Origin of the sequence: Butyrivibrio sp. VCB2006 (genome assembly GCF_000420945.1) — a bacterium.
Taxonomy (GTDB): Bacteria; Bacillota; Clostridia; order Lachnospirales; family Lachnospiraceae; genus Butyrivibrio.
This window is the reverse complement of record NZ_ATVX01000012.1, coordinates 87,471-104,832: the sequence shown is the minus strand read 5'-3', so window position 1 is coordinate 104,832 and position 17,362 is coordinate 87,471. Positions and strand designations below refer to the sequence as shown.

13 protein-coding genes are annotated in these 17,362 nt (G+C 42.6%); 3 read left to right on the top strand and 10 right to left on the bottom strand.

Translation table 11 applies throughout. The annotated features are described in order from the left end of the window. Nucleotides 1–191: 191 nt before the first annotated feature. Nucleotides 192–1,235 (bottom strand): DUF6709 family protein, encoded by a 1,044-nt coding sequence (locus tag G613_RS0112350; RefSeq protein WP_029232924.1) that lies wholly within the window; start codon nt 1,233–1,235, stop codon nt 192–194. A gap of 109 nt (nt 1,236–1,344) precedes the next feature. Here G613_RS0112350 and G613_RS0112345 point away from each other — a divergent pair, with 109 nt between their 5' ends. Continuing rightward, nucleotides 1,345–2,241: an AraC family transcriptional regulator gene (locus G613_RS0112345; protein ID WP_029232923.1), complete on the top strand. Its 897-nt coding sequence runs from the start codon at nt 1,345–1,347 to the stop codon at nt 2,239–2,241. 37 nt (nt 2,242–2,278) lie between these two features. On the opposite strand, the gene G613_RS0112340 is transcribed toward G613_RS0112345, so the two are convergent. The 3 genes from G613_RS0112340 to G613_RS0112330 form a co-directional block, all read right to left on the bottom strand. Continuing rightward, on the bottom strand, nt 2,279–3,316 hold the full coding sequence (locus G613_RS0112340) for an aldo/keto reductase (protein ID WP_029232922.1): 1,038 nt from the start codon (nt 3,314–3,316) through the stop codon (nt 2,279–2,281). Between the two features lie 175 nt (nt 3,317–3,491). Next, the gene (locus tag G613_RS0112335) at nt 3,492–3,782 is read right to left on the bottom strand and encodes a hypothetical protein (RefSeq protein WP_013280103.1); all 291 of its coding nucleotides are present in this window, start codon (nt 3,780–3,782) and stop codon (nt 3,492–3,494) included. 119 nt (nt 3,783–3,901) lie between these two features. Further along, a complete protein-coding gene (locus G613_RS0112330; RefSeq protein WP_029674909.1) occupies nt 3,902–5,092 on the bottom strand; it encodes a class I SAM-dependent methyltransferase in 1,191 nt (396 codons plus the stop codon). 227 nt (nt 5,093–5,319) lie between these two features. Between G613_RS0112330 and G613_RS0112325 the strand changes: the two genes are divergently transcribed. After that, the gene (locus G613_RS0112325) at nt 5,320–6,870 is read left to right on the top strand and encodes a carbohydrate-binding domain-containing protein (protein WP_029232920.1); all 1,551 of its coding nucleotides are present in this window, start codon (nt 5,320–5,322) and stop codon (nt 6,868–6,870) included. Nucleotides 6,871–6,922: 52 nt separating this feature from the next. Here the strand turns inward: G613_RS0112325 and G613_RS0112320 are convergent, their stop codons facing one another. From G613_RS0112320 to G613_RS0112295, 6 genes are all read right to left on the bottom strand, one after another. Then, nucleotides 6,923–9,331 (bottom strand): glycoside hydrolase family 31 protein, encoded by a 2,409-nt coding sequence (locus G613_RS0112320; RefSeq protein WP_029232919.1) that lies wholly within the window; start codon nt 9,329–9,331, stop codon nt 6,923–6,925. Then, complete coding sequence (locus tag G613_RS0112315) at nt 9,328–11,061, bottom strand: alpha-amylase family glycosyl hydrolase (RefSeq protein WP_155828084.1); 1,734 nt, start codon at nt 11,059–11,061, stop codon at nt 9,328–9,330. The genes G613_RS0112320 and G613_RS0112315 overlap by 4 nt, the downstream gene beginning before the upstream one ends. 102 nt (nt 11,062–11,163) lie before the next feature. After that, nucleotides 11,164–12,477 carry a sugar ABC transporter permease gene (locus tag G613_RS19905; RefSeq protein ID WP_029232917.1) on the bottom strand — a complete coding sequence of 438 codons (1,314 nt, stop codon included), beginning with the start codon at nt 12,475–12,477 and terminating at the stop codon, nt 11,164–11,166. Then, on the bottom strand, nt 12,477–13,838 hold the full coding sequence (locus tag G613_RS0112305; RefSeq protein WP_029232916.1) for a carbohydrate ABC transporter permease: 1,362 nt from the start codon (nt 13,836–13,838) through the stop codon (nt 12,477–12,479). The genes G613_RS19905 and G613_RS0112305 overlap by 1 nt, the downstream gene beginning before the upstream one ends. A 99-nt stretch (nt 13,839–13,937) precedes the next feature. Then, entirely contained in the window at nt 13,938–15,236 is a 1,299-nt protein-coding gene (locus G613_RS0112300; RefSeq protein ID WP_029232915.1) for an extracellular solute-binding protein, read from the bottom strand. A 286-nt stretch (nt 15,237–15,522) separates the two neighbouring features. Then, nucleotides 15,523–16,536 carry a LacI family DNA-binding transcriptional regulator gene (locus G613_RS0112295; protein WP_029232914.1) on the bottom strand — a complete coding sequence of 338 codons (1,014 nt, stop codon included), beginning with the start codon at nt 16,534–16,536 and terminating at the stop codon, nt 15,523–15,525. A 279-nt stretch (nt 16,537–16,815) separates the two neighbouring features. Between G613_RS0112295 and G613_RS0112285 the strand changes: the two genes are divergently transcribed. Next, a complete protein-coding gene (locus G613_RS0112285) occupies nt 16,816–17,358 on the top strand; it encodes a DUF2975 domain-containing protein (RefSeq protein ID WP_029232913.1) in 543 nt (180 codons plus the stop codon). The last annotated feature ends 4 nt before the right edge of the window (nt 17,359–17,362 follow it).

Below are 17,362 nucleotides of genomic sequence, written 5' to 3'. Positions count from 1 at the left end.
ATCCCCATCCCCAACTTTGATACTTCTATTATACCAGAAAAAGTGCCTCAAGCCCAGATAAATACTGGGTTTTCGGCACTTTTATAAAGAAAAATCCACGGCAAATGCCGTGGACTTTGTCTACAGTCTGTGGCGCAGCCTCTAGGCTGCGCCTCTCATTACACTATCATTTATTCAATTCCAATCCTGTATCATCCAACCTTAATCTGCTGAACGGCCTGCTGCCTAGCCTGTCTCTGGAGCATTGCAAAGTAGTTGATAAGCTCCTTGCTATAGCCAAAGGCTGTGTTTGGATTGTGCTGTTGGATTGCAGTAAATATCTGGGTGATCACATCAGTCTTTTTGAAAGCAAGGCCGGGCATCTGGGCGATGCTGACCTTCTGGAAGTTCAGGCCCATGAGCTTAACGTCTGTGTAAGCCGGAATAAAGTTGATGCTCTTATTGTATCTGTAAGCCCAGCGGATATTGGCATAAGGCATAGCTACAAAGCTTGAGCCAAGGCTTACAACGTAACTTGGTGTTAAGAACACCTTGCATTTCTTGATATATACGGTTCTTGCATCATCCAGCTCAGCTGTGATCTGCATAGCCTCAGCATCTGACATTCTGCCAAGAGTTCCGGTGTAATTGGTAACGAAGATTAGGCCTAACACGCCCATGAAACCGCCAAGCATTATCATGGCAAATACAAGAAGTGTCATATTGTCGCTGGCATCAGTTCTGATGGTAGCTCCACCGTGGATAGCAACATCTCCGAAATAATTATAAAACTGTTCTCTTGTGAGCTGGTCCTCAGGATCAAGGCCCTCGTTGTACACTTCAAGAGCAATCTCCGCTACTTTCGGTTCCAACGGAATAACCGGGCCAACCACCTTAACGGAACCGTTATCCTTAACTGCCTCTGAATACTTATTGGCGTTTTCTTCGGTGGCCTTCATGATATAGAGGTCATCCCCGTCGCTTACAAAGTAGTAACGGCTCTCTTTTCCGCTTATAGTAGCAAATTCAAAGGGCTCACTTTTTATTTCCAGATTTACATAGATATCTTCATTAGTACGTCCATCGTGATAGGCCTGGGCAAAAGAGATGCTCTCAGCCTTAAGTTTATTTGTTTTAGTGCTCCTTACAGCGATGATAGCCAGCGCTGAAACCACCAGTAACGCTCCAACTATCAGCACAAGAAATTTCTTTAAAAGAGCTGACTTAACATACTTGTTATCGATTTTACACTTCATACTTACTTCTCCCTAATCATAAAACTGTTTGCTATTATAACACATTGTCACCACTCAGAATACCATTTGCCATATTGCAAATGTTGCAGTATCTCATAAAATAATTAATATGAAAAACAAACTTCGTTCATCCTTTAATTCCAGACAGTACATGCTTTCCTCGGATTTTGAGGTCTTCTATTACTCAGATAAAGACTTCAAGACCCTCTCTCCTCATGCCCACGATTACTACGAGTGTTATCTCTTTTTAGAGGGCAATGTAACCATGGAGATTGAACAGCCCGATGGGAAAGTATTGCAAAACAAAATGACCCCGGGAGATCTGATGATCGTTCCACCGGGGATTTCACACCATGCCCTTATGCATGAGTCGGATGAATATTATAGGCGATTTGTCTTTTGGATTAGTAGAGACTGCTGTAACAGTCTTATGAACGAATCTGTGGATTATATGTACCTTATGCAAAGAGCTGAAGCCTTCAAAAAATATATCTATCACCTTCCACCTTCTCAGTTTCATCAGGTGGAATCCAAGTTTCTGCGCCTTTTGGAAGAAACGAAGGGTGAAAGATATGCCTCCGCTGCCTTCAGACATCTATGCCTGTGCGATCTGATTCTTACAATCAACCGCGTCATCTACGACGAGGATCATCAGCACGCCGGAAGTGATGAGCTTACTCTTTTCCAGAATATCCTATCCTATGTGGAGAGTAATCTTGAGGAGACCCTTAGCCTTGATGATGTGGCAGCTCAGTTTTTTGTCAGCAAGTACTACGTTGCGCACCTGTTCAAGGACACACTGGGAATATCGCTACATCAGTACATCATTAAGAAAAGACTGTCCGAATGCCGCGATGCCATTATCTCAGGAAGCAGCATTACTGGGACTTATGAAAGATTCGGATTCCGGGACTACTCCAGTTTTTTCAAGGCCTTCAAGAAGGAATATGGAATGTCGCCAAAGGAGTATCAGAATGTGTACAAAAATGATTTGATAGATAATTAAACAGCCGATATGATCTGATGACCATATCGGCTTTTTTTCACTTCACCTTGCGATTTCCTGCCAGGACTTCCCTGTAGTCTTCCAAGTTCTTGCGAAGAAGATCCGGTATCTGCAGTTCATATGGGCACTTGGACAGGCACAGGCCGCATCCAATGCATTCTTCAATCTTATTCATCTCAGCCTGCCAATAATCGGAAAGCCATGAGTCAGATGGCGCACGTCTGAGCATAAGAGACATACGGTTGCACTGATTGATCTGAATTCCCACAGTACAAGGCATGCAGTATCCGCAGCCGCGGCAGAAATCACCCATAAGCTCTTTTCTCTCGCTGTCTATAAAGGCCTTGATCTCATCATTCATGGAAGGAGTCTCATCCATGAAAGATAGCCATTCATCAAGCTCAGACTCTCTCTGAATTCCCCAAATTGGAACAGTTCCGTCAAACTGACTGACAAAGGCCATAGCTGCCTTGGAGTTGGTGATAAGGCCTCCGGCAAGGCCTTTCATGCAGATAAATCCTACATTGTTCTTGTTACACAGGTGGATCAGTTCAATTTCCTTGTCTGTAGCAAGGTAGCTTATAGGATATTGAACAGTCTCATAAAGGCCAGATTCTGCAAGTTCTTTGGCTACACCAATCTTGTGAGCTGTTCCGCCGATATGTCTGATCTTGCCCTGGGCCTTGGCTTCCAGCATGCATTCGTACATTCCTGAGCCATCGCCAGGTTTCCAACACTGTCCCATTAAATGGAACTGATAGATGTCAATATAAGAAGTCTTGAGCTTTTCAAGAGATGTCTCCAGGTGCTGCCAGAATTCTTCCGGAGTTTTGGCACCGGTCTTGGTTGCGATGATTATATCTTCTCTTTGGATATAGCCATCTCCAAAGGCTGCTCCTAGTTTTTCTTCGCTGTCGCTGTAAGCTCTTGCTGTGTCAAAAAATCTCATGCCTCCATAATAGGCTTTGCGAAGAAGCTTAACAGCTTCCTCCAAAGAAACTCTCTGAACAGGAAGCGCTCCAAAACCATTCTGTGGAACGCATATGCCAGTGCGTCCTAATGTTACACTTTTCATAGAAGTCTCCTACTCTATTACCACCAGAGCCCGTGTAAAGGCTAAGTGCATTACACCGATTTGATGCAAGACGCAGCAAAGTGAATATCCGGCAAAACCGATTTGATGCGTAAGCATCATCGGAGGTTTTGATGGATATTTACATGCTGCATCAGTATCATCGGAGGTTCATGCATTAGCCCTGCAGTCCGTTAGACTGGCGGATCATGTCCTCAACCACAATGTCATAAATCTCACCTACTGTGTTGCAGTATTCAAGTACCTTCCAAGGTTCGTTGGTATGGAAATGAATCTTTACAAGGTCCTCGTCTCCTGCTGCAATGAGGGAATTTCCCTCAAAGTTCTCTGTGATATAATCTGAAATTTCATCCTCATCAAGGTCCTTGTCTCTACGATCGATGAGAAGCTGTGTGTCATAACGATATGCGAACTGATCGTCCTCTGCGTCAATACTGTTAACTCCCATTTCTATTTCCTCCGTATTATATATAAATTTGTTTCGATTATAGATTTGCTCAGATATTACTATATACTAGTTCTCTGATATATACTTCTCTATTTATTGTTATATTTGCCTGCTTTTTGTCACTTGCCGATTGTGGAATCATTATCATTAACCAACAAGTTGTATAGTGTCTGGTCCGTGTTGAATTCCTCCATGAGTCTATTCACTTCGCCCAGCATCTTCTCTCTTGTGCTCTTTGGAGCTGCGCCTCTTTTCACTGCTCTTATAAGTATATTCTTGGGCGTATGAGCAAAGTCGATAAACTCAAGAAGCTGCGTCTTATATCCTGCATACTCAAGAAGATTTCCTCTAATGGCGTCAGTTGCAAGAGCTGCAAAACGCTCTTTTATAATGCCGTACCTTGTGAGTATCGATAAATCATCACTTTGAATCTTCTTGTTAAGCTCATGCTGACAGCAAGGAACCGAGAAAATCATTTTGGCATTCCACTGCACTGCGTTGTAGAGTGCAAAGTCTGTGGCTGTATCGCAGGCATGGAGCGTAATTACCATATCAACATCAAAGGGTGCCTTGTAACCGTTGATATCACCAAGCTCAAAATGAAGGTGGTCATAACCGTATTTGGCTGCTGCCTGGTTGCACTTCTTAATTACATCAGCTTTCAGATCAAGACCTATTATGTCGGCCTTAATGCCCTTAATCTCAGTCAGATAATAGTAAACAACGAAGGTTAAATAGCTCTTTCCACATCCAAAATCAATTACATTAAGGTGATCCAGTTTAGCGCTGTCTATCTCGTCGTCGAGAATCTCCAGAAATCTGTTGATCTGTCTGAATTTGTCGTACATGGCTTTAACAACCTTGCCGTCTTTAGTAAAGACTCCCATGTCAACAAGTGGCGCCACCTGCTGCCCTTCATTTATTATGTAGTTCTTTTGCCTATTGTGAGAAGTGCTATCGCTGCTGCACTGCTGGCATTTCTCGGCTTCGTTCAGGGTTCGCTTTTTTAGGCTTAGCTCCCCCTTCTTGGACAAAAGAAATATGAATTCATTATCTGCTGTCCAAAGATTCATCTGCCTGAAGGAAAGCTCATTTATAAGCTCCTCTATGCGCTTTGGCAGGTCTTTTTCCGAAAGATTTTCATGAAACACCTGCTTCTGTGTGTACTTGGAAATCTGGTAGGACTTCTCTTTGGCCTGTATATCTATTTTCTTGTACTCAGATGACTTGGATGAGGGCTTACTTATAATAGCCCTGGTAACTGCTGCCTCTCCAAGAATCTGAGCCAGTTTCTCCTGAATAATTCCCATTTGGTAAATCTCCGCTACCACCTTCATATATTCGCATATGGCATAAACAAAATGTCTTTCTGTTTTCACCATCTATTCTATTACATAATTGGGTCTATTTCATGTCTTTTGGACTGCAAACATTTTTTGATAGAAAAAAAATCTTTTTAAGTTAGATTTAGGTTGATAAATAATAATGGAATCATCCAATAAACAAGTTTTAGTTTGTAAGAAAGCGAGACTTAATTATGAAAAGAAATACATTAGAAAAATTAAATGGTAAAAGAAATAGATTCGTTGCGGTAGTTCTTTTGACAGCTGCCCTTGCAGTAACAGGGTGCTCATCAGAGGATGTGACAGGCGTATTCAGTCAGGTGATAAGTGAGCAGTCTTCTGAGAATAGTGACGTAAACTCTGATGGCAACAATTCAGTAAATAACAACGAAGCAGAAAAAGAAATGACAAGCTCCGGATCAGGATCATCAGAAAGTTACATGGCAAGCAGTTCCTCAGAGGCCAGCACTTCAACTCTTCTTGATACATCAAACATGTTCTCAGATAGAGACCTTGAGCAGGAAGCAGACCTTACAGATGCTGAGTACATCACCCTTACAAGCGGTCAGGATGTAACAATCTCATCAGAGGGCGTATATGTAATCAGCGGAAATGTAACAGATGCGACAATCATCGTCGATGCAGATGCTGCCAAGGTTCAGCTGGTTCTCGACGGGGTAACGATTACAAATACTGACTCTCCTGCAATCTATGTTAAAGCAGCAGACAAGGTGTTTGTAACTACTACAGATTCCGAGAATACTCTTAAGGTTACAGGCACTTTTACCGCAGATGGCGATACAAATACAGACGCGGTAATCTACTCCAAAGACGATATTGTTCTGAACGGTGTCGGAACTCTTAACATTGAATCAACTGCTAATGGTATTTCAGGAAAAGATGACCTGAAGATCACAGGCGGTACCTACAATATTGACGCAAAAGAAGACGCCATCGAAGCTAATGATTCTATCAGAGTATACGATGGTTCTATAACCATTACTTCAGGAAAAGATGGTCTTCACAGCGAAAATTCTGATGATCTGACTGTTGGCTATGTCTACATTGCAGGGGGCAACATTAAGATTGACGCAGATGGTGACGGAATCCAGGCAACAACAGTTCTCATGATTGATGGCGGAACTATTGATATAAATGCCAGTGAATGTCTTGAGGGAACTTATGTCCAGATTAACGGCGGCACCATTAGCCTCTACGGCACAGACGATGGTATCAACGCCTCCAATAAGAGCAGTGCATACGAGGTAGTTATTGAAATCAATGGCGGTGATATTTCGATTGAAATGGCCAGCGGCGACACTGATGCTCTTGATGTCAATGGTAAACTCATTGTAAATGGCGGAAACATCGATATTACAGCACAGTTTGCTTTTGACTTTGATACAACCGCAGAATTCAACGGCGGAACCATTACAGTAAACGGTGAAGAAGTGACTGAGATCACTGAGTCCATGCAGATGGGCGGCGGTGGCTTTGGTGGCGGCCAGGGTGGCCCCGGTGGCAACGGAGGCTTCGGTGGTGGTCAGAACGGCTCCGATGGTCAGGGCAATTTCCAAGGCGGTGAAACTCCTTCAGGTGATATGCCTCAAATGCCTTCCGGCGAAGCTCCAAGTGGAGACTTCCCAGGCGGAAATCCTCCATCAGATGGTAATACTCCTTCCGGTCAGGCCCCTGATGGTCAGAACCAGTCCGGTAACATGAAGGGCGGACGTGGCAACAAGTAAAAATATAACCGTTGGCGTTTCTGTTTCTGAAGCGTCAACGGTTTCTTTTTATTTACAGTACCTCTTCGATGGCACTCTTTAGATTCTCGGATACATCCGCTGTCCTAAGCCACTTAGCAAATCTACATCTATCAAGGCTCTGAAGCTTACAATAAACAGCTTCCTTATCGTTAGTAGAAATCCAGGCTCTGTCCAGAATGTCATATACAAGCTTCTTGTAGTCATTTTCCAAAAGCGTAACATTATCTAGTTCAACTACAATCTGCTCATCAACTCTGGTAGCATGAATTCTAACAATCGTAACGTTGCTACTACTTGTAATTAAACCATTACACGAAGTCTGACTATCCTTGCTGCCTGCCTCATAAACTAAAGACAATTCACCGGATTTATCAGAAGCACTTTCCGCTCTCACTCCATAGAACACAAGCTCATAGCTTCTCTCCGACGGAGTCAATGATACATCTCCCTTTGCAGGATCAATAGTAAAGACAATCTTTTTCCTGGAAGCATCGTAGCTTACAGCAAATCTGGTCTCTGCAAAAGCTCCCTTTCTATAATTCATGCTGATACCGTCATCCTCATAAAGAGTGTACTCTCCGTCAGCACCGGCTCCTATCAATATGCGCATAGCATTCGGATTTCCGGTATGATTAAGATTTTCACCTTCCAGAACAGCCATAGGCACAATTCCACCTGCCGGTAAAAGAACCGGAATCTCCGCAAGGTCTCTGTATAGCTTCATGACACGGTCATTGTCACTATCATAAATAAGTCCATTAAAAATGTCATACCATCTGCCGGCGGGAATAAGTGCCCTAGTGCATCCCAGGCGAAGCTCCTCATCATTAGGACATGTTATTGCACACGCAATAAGGCTCTCACCAAACTTATACTGTTTTCCCACGTCATAACTTTCAGTAGTTTGTGCATAGTCATAGTACATGGGTCTTACAAGAGGCTTATCTTCCGCATAAGCTCTATGATTCTCCGTATAAAGATATGGAATCAGCCCATGACGAAGCCTCATAAACTTTCGGACAATTCCTCTGTAAGGCTCATCCAAAAGCCATGGCTCCTTATTAAAGAAAGGACTGCAGCTACTGTGTATTCTCATGATCGGAGAAAAAACTCCATACTCAATCCACCTCACGAGACGGTCCAGGTTCTTGTCTCCCAGCATATGTCCGCCAATATCGTGGCTCCACATTCCATAGGCAATATTACTTGCAGTGCTCGTAAAGTAAGGTTGAAACTCCAAGGATTTCCAGGTTACATGGGTATCTCCGGAAAAGCCCACAGGATATCTGTGACTTCCAACACCAGCGTATCTTGAAAAGATCATAGGACGAAGATTTCTCTTTTCCTGATCCTCATAATGATAATGATTCAAAAGAAGCAGTGGATCCACGTCGCCGCACTTTTTGCCTGTTCCCTGCTGCCAGTCAATCCACCAGAAATCAACGCCATCCTTCTCATAGGGGTGCATCACGGTTTCGAAGTATGCATAGCGGAATTTCTTATCACCAAAGTCAAACTCTACACCTTTGTCTGACTCAGTCCCAGACTCCTGTCCCACGGCTCTTGCCATGTCCTCATACATATCCTCGAAGGGCCTTATTCCATCAGCAGGATGCAGGTTCAAAGTCACAGCCAATTTGCTGTCGTGAAGTCTTCTAAGGAACCTCTTGTAATCAGGGAAATAATCCTTATTCCAGCTATATCCTGTCCAGCCTGAGCCATACTTAGGGTCAATCTCCGTGATATGCCAGTCCATATCGATAACAGCCACAGAAAGAGGTATTTCCTCCTTGGCAAAGTTCTCCACAACCTCCATGTAGCTGTCCTCTGTGTACTTATAGTACCTACTCCACCAGTTACCAAAGGCGTATCTTGGCACCATAGGCATCTTGCCGCAAAGACTGCAAAAATCCTTTAGTCCCCTGTAGTAGTCCTTTCCATAGCCAAAGAAATAAACATCTATCACGCCTTCAGCCCTGTTTAGGAATTCTCCATTCTCCATAACAGGAGTCTTGCTGTCATCAATTACTGCATATCCGTTTCTGCCAAAAATGCCCTTTTCAAGAGGCACTCTTCCATCGGCGTCATCCAGCGTTCTGGCTGTTCCGCCAAGATTTGACCAGTCTGTATAGTTGTCACCATAGTTCCAAACAGTGCCCATGTCCTTGATCTTGATACTAAGGCCATATGAGCTAAATTCTTTTTTGTCATAGGTTAATAAAAGAGAATCTGTCTCTACCACAAGCTCATCGTCAGAGTCCGTCACAATATCGCAAGAAAAGCCATCGCCTATACCTTTTCTATTAATTACAGCAAAGCTCTTCCTGTCTTCAAAGCAGCCTTCACTACTATATTCAAGCCTTATCAGCCTGTCTGTCAGCACGGATATTCTGTATTTATCTCCTTTTATCACTTGTGTATTACTGCTAGTTTCATTCATGTCATGTATCTCCGATTATCATTCATCTTGATCAAATATGAACTCTTCGCCGGAACTATAATTTCTAGCATTCCGTCATCTGTCATTTTGCCGGTAAAAGAGCTGCCTAGTTCATCCACGCAATTATCCGGCTCTATAGCTCCAACATATCCCACCGGAATCCGAACTTTTCTTTCTTCATCTTCCATGGAAACGATTCCGATATATATATTATCATCCAAAAACCTGGAAACTGCCAGTACTCTTCCTTCAGATAATAAAACTTTTCTTCCTCCCTCAGAAAAGGCAGGTTCATTACTGCGAAGCCAGTTAAGCTTTTGATAGGTTAAAAACTTCTTTCCCTTCCTGCGCTCAGCTTCTTCCTCCCAGGGCATCTTATATCTGAAACCTGAGTCGTGCTCTATGTAGCCGTCAATTTCAAGTTCGTCTCCATAATAGATACATGGAATTCCTGTCCAAAGATATTGCATTATGACAATGCTCTGCCACTTAGCTTCGTCAATTTCCGGATTATTGTGAGCTCTTGAAACATCATGTGAATCGAACAGATTCATGTTGCAATCTGCAATTGCCTGTGGGAGTTTTGTGTAAAACTCATCAGTTCGTTTTACCACATCCTGCGCAGTCATCTTATACTTAATCTTTTTAAAGTCCTCAACTCTTTCCAGGAAAAGATCTGAAAGCCCCGCAAACTGCCTGACTATCCTTCCAAAACCAAAATAGTTCATAGGAGCATTCCACAAATCTCCTTTCAGATAATCTGTGCAGTCTCCCCAGTGCTCTCCGATTATCATGGCATCTTTTTTCTCTTCTTTTATTACCTGGCACAGCTCTTTCCACAGCTCATCCGCCAGCTGGACATCGTCATTTCTTCCCCATACGTCAGCCACATCAAAGCGCCAACCGTCGATGTCATAAGGAGGACGAAGCCACTTTCTGATGACTGAATCATCGTTTCTATATATGATGTCCCTTACTTCTTCCTTGCGATAATCCAAAACAGGAAGGCCCTTGTAGCCTGCCCAGCCCTTAAGCGTACCGTCTTCATCTTTTACATATAAATCTTTTCTATTCTTGGCCCAGCTATATTCCAGTCCGGTATGATTTATGGAAATATCAAGAATCAGCTTAAGACCATTTTCATGAAGTGCCTTGCTAAGAGCTTCCAACGCCTCATCCCCGCCAAGGGATTCATCCACGTGGAAATAATCTGAGCAGTCATACTTATGCTCACTTGGTGCCCTGAAAATGGGGTTAAGATAAACCGCAGTAACTCCCAGCTCTTTTAAATAGGGGATTTTCTCAATAACGCCATACAAAGAATGATCCTTAAAGCTTGTGGGGAAAATCTGGTAGTAAACAGCGCCCTTTACCCAGTCCGGCTGAATATAATACTGATGGCAGTTTTCCTCGGATTCGTCATATCCCCTGGATAGCAGCACAAAGTTGTGCCCATCATCCGGAATATAAGTCGTAACCCCTGCCTGAGTATAGAAGTAGATCACATCAGCACTGGTTATAACAAAGTAATAGGACAGTCTTGGCTCATTCATCACAGTCTCGGCACTGTAGTAAGAAAGTCCCGCAAAAGACCTGTCTTTTTCCATTTCAATGTACTGTTCAGCGCCATTCACGATACGCCTTATAAATACCTTCTCTATGGGGGCATCCTCCAAAACTCTCATGGAGATTTTCACTTTTTCCCCCATGGCAGGGTTTGTACTACTCACAAAGCCTCTTGTTCCATCACTATATATGCTATCAAGCCAAGTCAATTTTCTGTCCTCACTTCCTCTTACTTACAATTTCAAGATCTAAATTGGTAATATTTATCATCCCTTCACGGAACCTGAAAGTCCCTCAACATAGAATCTCTGCAGCCACACGAACAGCACTACAATAGGTACTGCAACAATAACTGCTCCCGCAGCGAACTGAGTGTAATAGGTATCAATTCTCTTAAAGTCTGTGAGCCAGTAAAGACCTACTGCTACAGTATAAGAGCTCTGCTTATCTCCAAAGAGCATACTCGGGAAGATATAGTCTGACCACGCCCCAAGAAAGCTTCCAAGTACAGTATAAACGATTATTGACTTTGAAAGTGGCAAAGTTACATTTAAAAATATCTGAAATCTCGATGCTCCATCAATAATAGCAGCCTCGTCAATTGCCTTTGGAATAGTGTCAAAAAAGCCTTTGCTGACATGATAGCCCATTGCCGCGCCTGCAGCACCTACAACAATAAGCGCCATCAATGACTGGTTGAGTCCTATTCCCTTAAGGATGTTATAAACTGCGATAAGTGACATAAAGCCCGGGAACATTCCAATGATCATAAGGATATTCATAAAGGCCTTACGTCCCGCAAATCTGGTTCTGCTAAGGACATAGGAAGTCATCAGCACGATCAGAGTGTTGATAACGCAGCTGCAAAGAGCAACTATAAGAGTGTTGCACCACCATCTTGCAAAGGGAAGCACACTGTTATTGGTAAAAAGATTTATGAAATTATCAAAGGTAAATCCCTTAGGAATAAAATATCCAACATAGTAGCCTTGTTCTGCTCTGAAGGCTGTCAGTACAATCCACAAAATCGGGAAAAGCCATATCACTCCAAGGACTGAAAGTGCAATATATCCAACATTTGTCTTGGTAACAGACATTACCAGGACCAGTGCCACGAATGATGCAATGAATAATATCCAATAGCCAAAAGACAAATCCTTATTAAGGAAGTTTCCTGCAATACCTGAAGTTCTCATTATTGCTCTTGTTGAGAACATAAGAAGGCCGGAGAAAACAAGGGCTAAAGTCTGGAAACACTGCCAAACTCTCATTATCTTTTCATTGGTCTTAAAGACTGATACCAGCGCAAAAACTACTGCAATTATTGTAAGCACTACCGATCCGAATACGAAGACATATACCCATGGGAAACTGTCTCCATTTGACTTTGCAATGTTGGTATAGCCTTTGATCAGCTCAGCTATAACGCCAACTACCGATTTGTTTGTAGCTACGCCTTTTTCTCCCCCAAGCCGTACATAGGGCAGGAAAAGAGCTATAAAAGCCAGTAGCGATGCAATCACTGCCTGTAAATGATTCTTTAAATTTAGTCCTATTACTGTTTTACGAAAGTTTCCCATTATTGGAATCCCTCCTCATTTTTCATTGCATTAGATCTTGAGAATGAGATCAGTGTAAAGGTTGCAGAAATAACGAATATGATAATGCCGATAGTTGCGGCAAGGTTGTAGTCGTTACTGTCCTTAGTCAGCTTGTACAGCCAGGTTACCAGAAGATCTGTCTTTCCGGCGCCCTTGAAGTAATCAAGGGTAAGTGGCTGACCTGCTGTCAGAAAGTAAATAACATTAAAGTTATTGAAGTTACCGATCAGGTTAGAAATCAGGTAAGGTGTTGTCACAAACCACATGTAAGGGAAAGTGATCTTGAGGAAGGCCAGCACAGGGCCTGCTCCGTCAATCTTGGCACTCTCATAGAGTTCAGCCGGAATATTCATGAGGATTCCCGATACCATCAGCATGGTTACAGGTACACCAATCCAGAAGTTAACAACAATTACCGATACTCTCGCCCAGGTCACGTTTGAGAGAAATGGCAGTGCAGATGCTGTAAAGCCCCACTGCTGAAGGAGTACGTTTATGATTCCTCTTTCTCCCAGCATTGTTGCAACAACGCGAAGTGAGATAAAAGCAGGAATAGCCATTGTTATAACAAAAAACGTTCTCCAGAATTTTTTATATTTAATTCCTTTGGAATTTATGATCATAGCCAGTATCATCCCGCCAAAGTAGCAGGAAAATGTTGCCGCAAAGCCCCAGATAAGTGTCCATCCCAGCACAGGCCAGAAGGTGGCTGATAGTCTGTCGCCTGTCGATAACAGGGTAAAAAAGTTTTTGATGCCAACCCAGGTAAATAGATTTCCAGGTGGCTGGTGATCCTGATCATAGTTGGTAAATGCCATGAGGATCATGTAAATAAGTGGCATTACTGTGAATATTGAAAGTCCCAGAACAGGCACTGATAAAAAGAGAAAGTGCACGTTCTCATTTGCAAGGCTCTTCACATCCTCTATGAATGTGTTAGGTCTTTTACCAAGTGCTCTCATTTGTCTTGCCTTTTCACCTGAATAAATTGAAAAGAGCCATAAAGCTATGAAAAATCCTGTGATTACCAAGGTCACAACTCCGGCAAGAAGGATAAGCATGGAGTTATCGCCCTTTGATACTTCATAGATTCCAAGAGCTTCGTTATAAGTCATCCCCTGGGTATTCTCTCCAAGGGTTCTCATCATGTGAAGGTTATGTCTTCCTGTCATGACCATAAAAGCGATATAAACCGCCTCAAGCGCCATGAAAACAAGTCCCTTAAGCACCTGGCCATTTTTAATATTTGAAAGTCCCAATACCACATAAGAAAGTTTGGAAAAAATATCGCCCTTGGTAAATGTCGTTATTAAATTCCTGTTAGTGTTAACTGCCTTCATTGTTCTTCCTCGTACATACTTCAAAATACTTGTAACTTCTTATGAATGGAAAAGGACCGCCACCGCGGCCCCCTTCCGCAAAAAACTATTTTTCTGATATTACTCAGTAAGTGTGCTTGTGATGCTGTCCACAAGTGCATCCAGCTGGCTCTGGAGATTTGTCTCTGAAACCTCTCCGTTATATACGCTTGTTCCAAAAGCCTTCATAGGATCCCAGTAGTCGCCCATCTTAGGAATACTTGGCTGGTTTGTTGCGTTTGCAGCCTGATCATTAAGTGCGCTGGCTACGATGTCACTTGCAATCTCAGCACTCTCTGAAAGTGACTTAAGAACCGGAACATCGCCCTGCTCTTTATATCTTGTAAGGCAGCTCTCAGGACTTGCCATATAAACTGCAAGCTGCTGAGCGCAAAGAGGATACTGTGTGTTTGACTTAACTGTGATTGTCTTGAAATCAACAAAGTTTGAAAGCTGTACGTCTTTTCCGCCGATATTAGCAACAGGAAGTGCTACAGCTGCAACCTTATCTCCGAGTGCTTCTCTGAATTCAGGTGCACTCCATGCTCCGCTTGTTACTGCTCCCAGTTTCCCCTCTTTGAAAGCATTACCGCCGACACCATCTGCGTCCTCAAGATACTTAGGATTTGCTGCAAGCTCGATCATGTACTGACCTGCTGCATATCCGTTTGCGTCATTGAAAGTACAATCCTTCTCATCTTTACCATCTGCTCCGAAGAGTGTGCATCCATTACCAAGGAAGAACACTTCTGAGTACCAGGAGTTTGTAAGCTGTGTGCTGAAGTTCCACATTTCATCTCCAAGGTCCTTAGCAAGCATGGTATCAAGACTCTTTACCTCGTCCTCTGTGAAAAGATCTGTGTTATAATACATGAAAAATGTGTTAGGTGAGAATGGAACCGCGTATGTAAGTCCGTCAATTGTCACTGCATTTATAGCACTCTCAGGAAGGTCTGCTGTAAGGGTATCAAAGTCCTTGGTGATAGGAAGAAGAAGTCCCTTTCCTGCAAGATCTCCAACACCGCCTGATGGTGTATAGAAAATATCTGCTGCTGTGTCAGCATCTGTCTCCAGGGCCTGAGGTGCCTCATCGATTCCTACAACTGCGATCTCATATGTGATATCGAACTCGTCGTGAGCAGCGTCGAATTTCTTAACCATCTCGTCTGTAATATCAACTTCCTCTTCAGGAACCCAGATCTTAAGCTCAACCTTCTGAGTCTCTGTGGGGGTAGCTGTATCAACAGCTGTAGTTGTTGTAGTATTGTCGTTGTTACCTGCTGCACTTGCAGATCCTGCGTTTTCCCCGCCGCAGCCTGTAAGTACAGATGCGCCCAGAATAGCTGTCATAGCTAAGGCTCCAATTTGTTTCATTTTCATTTTGTAATCCTCCTTTGAACAAATTACGTTAATCGGTTTACCAAGACTATAATCACTTCAGGTTAACCGGTCAACCAGTTTAAATCATTTTCCATTTTTTCAATAAATAGTAGGATTATACTTGTTAAATTGCACAAAATCTTTGTAATTAATTGATAGTTGACATGGTAAACTGATAACCAACGTTTCATTGTTAGGATCAGTTTTCTATTACATAAAAAATGCCCCACAGGATATAATCCCGCGAGGCATCAATGCTTCTCTAGAGCTCTATTTTTCTGTATTCTTACTCAAGCAGATTCTTTACCGATTGTCTCTCCATTACTCTGATTGGCTGTCTCTCATCCACTACCAGATTACTCTTTTCCTCAATCATCTTGAACAGATATTCACTGGCCTTTCTGGCCTTCCATTCAAAATCCTGGGCCACAGAAGTAAGCTTGGGCGACATGAATTCACAGTCCGGAAGGTTATCAAAGCCTACTACCGACATGTCATAGGGGACACGAAGTCCGCACTGCTTAAGTCCTTCAATCACGCCGAAGGCTACAATATCAGACATGCAGGCGACAGCCGTATAATCTCCGCCGCCAAAGGCAATATCCTGTCCCACCTGAACAGCACTTGAATAGGTGGACTCGGTGTAGTAGATATTACCCTTTTTAAAGGGAACACCGGCTTCCTTGCAGGCATCCGAAAATCCCTTGTAGCGCTCCTTGATAACTCCCTCTGATGTTATGTCCGGAGTTACCAGTGCCAGCTTGTTGTGGCCTTTACTGATGAGGTACCTTGCTGAAAGATAGCCTCCTCTATAGTCTTCAATACCGATGTTTACTATCTCTTCACCCGGAGCGTAGGTATCAAGGAATACTATCGGCATATCTATCTGGCTCTTTATTTCCGGAACCTCATCCTTGTATATTCCTAGGAAAAAAGCTCCATCCACGTTCCAGGATGATAGAAGCGGCACAATTTCCCTTGGATCACCAACGCACCTTAGCATCAGGTAATAGTCATTTCCCCTGATATACCTCTCCAGTGCTGCGATAATATGGGCATTGTACGGATTTGTAAAGAAGGTCTCATCCTTGCCAAGATAAGGGACCACAACTCCTATTAGTCTGCTTTCTTTTTTCACAAGGGATCTTGCCATAACATTTGGCTTGTATCCGGTTTCTTTTATAATGCTATCAATCTTAGCCTTGGTCTCATCAGAAACCTTGGAAAGCTTGCCATTAAGCACATTTGATACGGTTGCTGTACTAACTCCCGCCCTCTTTGCGATTTCTCTGATATTCACGTCTGTTACTCCCTTTGGTAAAACGGTTAACTTAGGTTTTACTATACATATACATAATGAAACATGTCAAGCCGGAAAAAAATTTTAATGTTTTTCGTTAAATTGTTATTGACAAACGTAATTCATGGAGTTATTATTCATTTAACGATAAACATTAAATTTTTAATGTTAATTGAATCCGCGGAACTTATCAAACAAATGGTCATCCTTTCAATTCAGGAAGAACCTGACTAACTATTAATTAAAAGAATAATCACAAGGATACAGGAGGAAACGAACATGAAATCATCAAAACTTAGAGACTTTACAGCAGGCTTTGCAAAATTTATGGAAGTATTTATGTGGATTGGTGATGCACTGTTAGTAATAGTCATGATTACAGCAATTATCATGAAAGACGCATTATTGGAAATGTATTCTACAGACGCTGCCAAACTTAGCCTTCGCACAACAGTGATTAACGCAGAATCAATCACAGAAGCAAACCTTATGCCACTCATCATAGTGGGTGGAATTGTAGCATTAGCACTTATTTCCCTGACAGCAATCATGTTCAGAAATGTTAACCTGATCTTCAAGACCACCAACCAGGAATCACCTTTTGCTGAAATCAACATTAAGCGTATCAAGAACATTGGTTACATAGCTATCAGTCTTCCTATTATCAAGCTTTTCTCCAACATCATTATCGGCTTTATAGCACGTGATGTCACAATAGGTGTAGAGCTTAGTGAAGTACTCTTTGGCCTTATCATCCTCTGTCTGTCACAGTACTTTGCATATGGTGCTTCTCTTGAAAAAGACGTAAACGGATTACTGTAAGGAG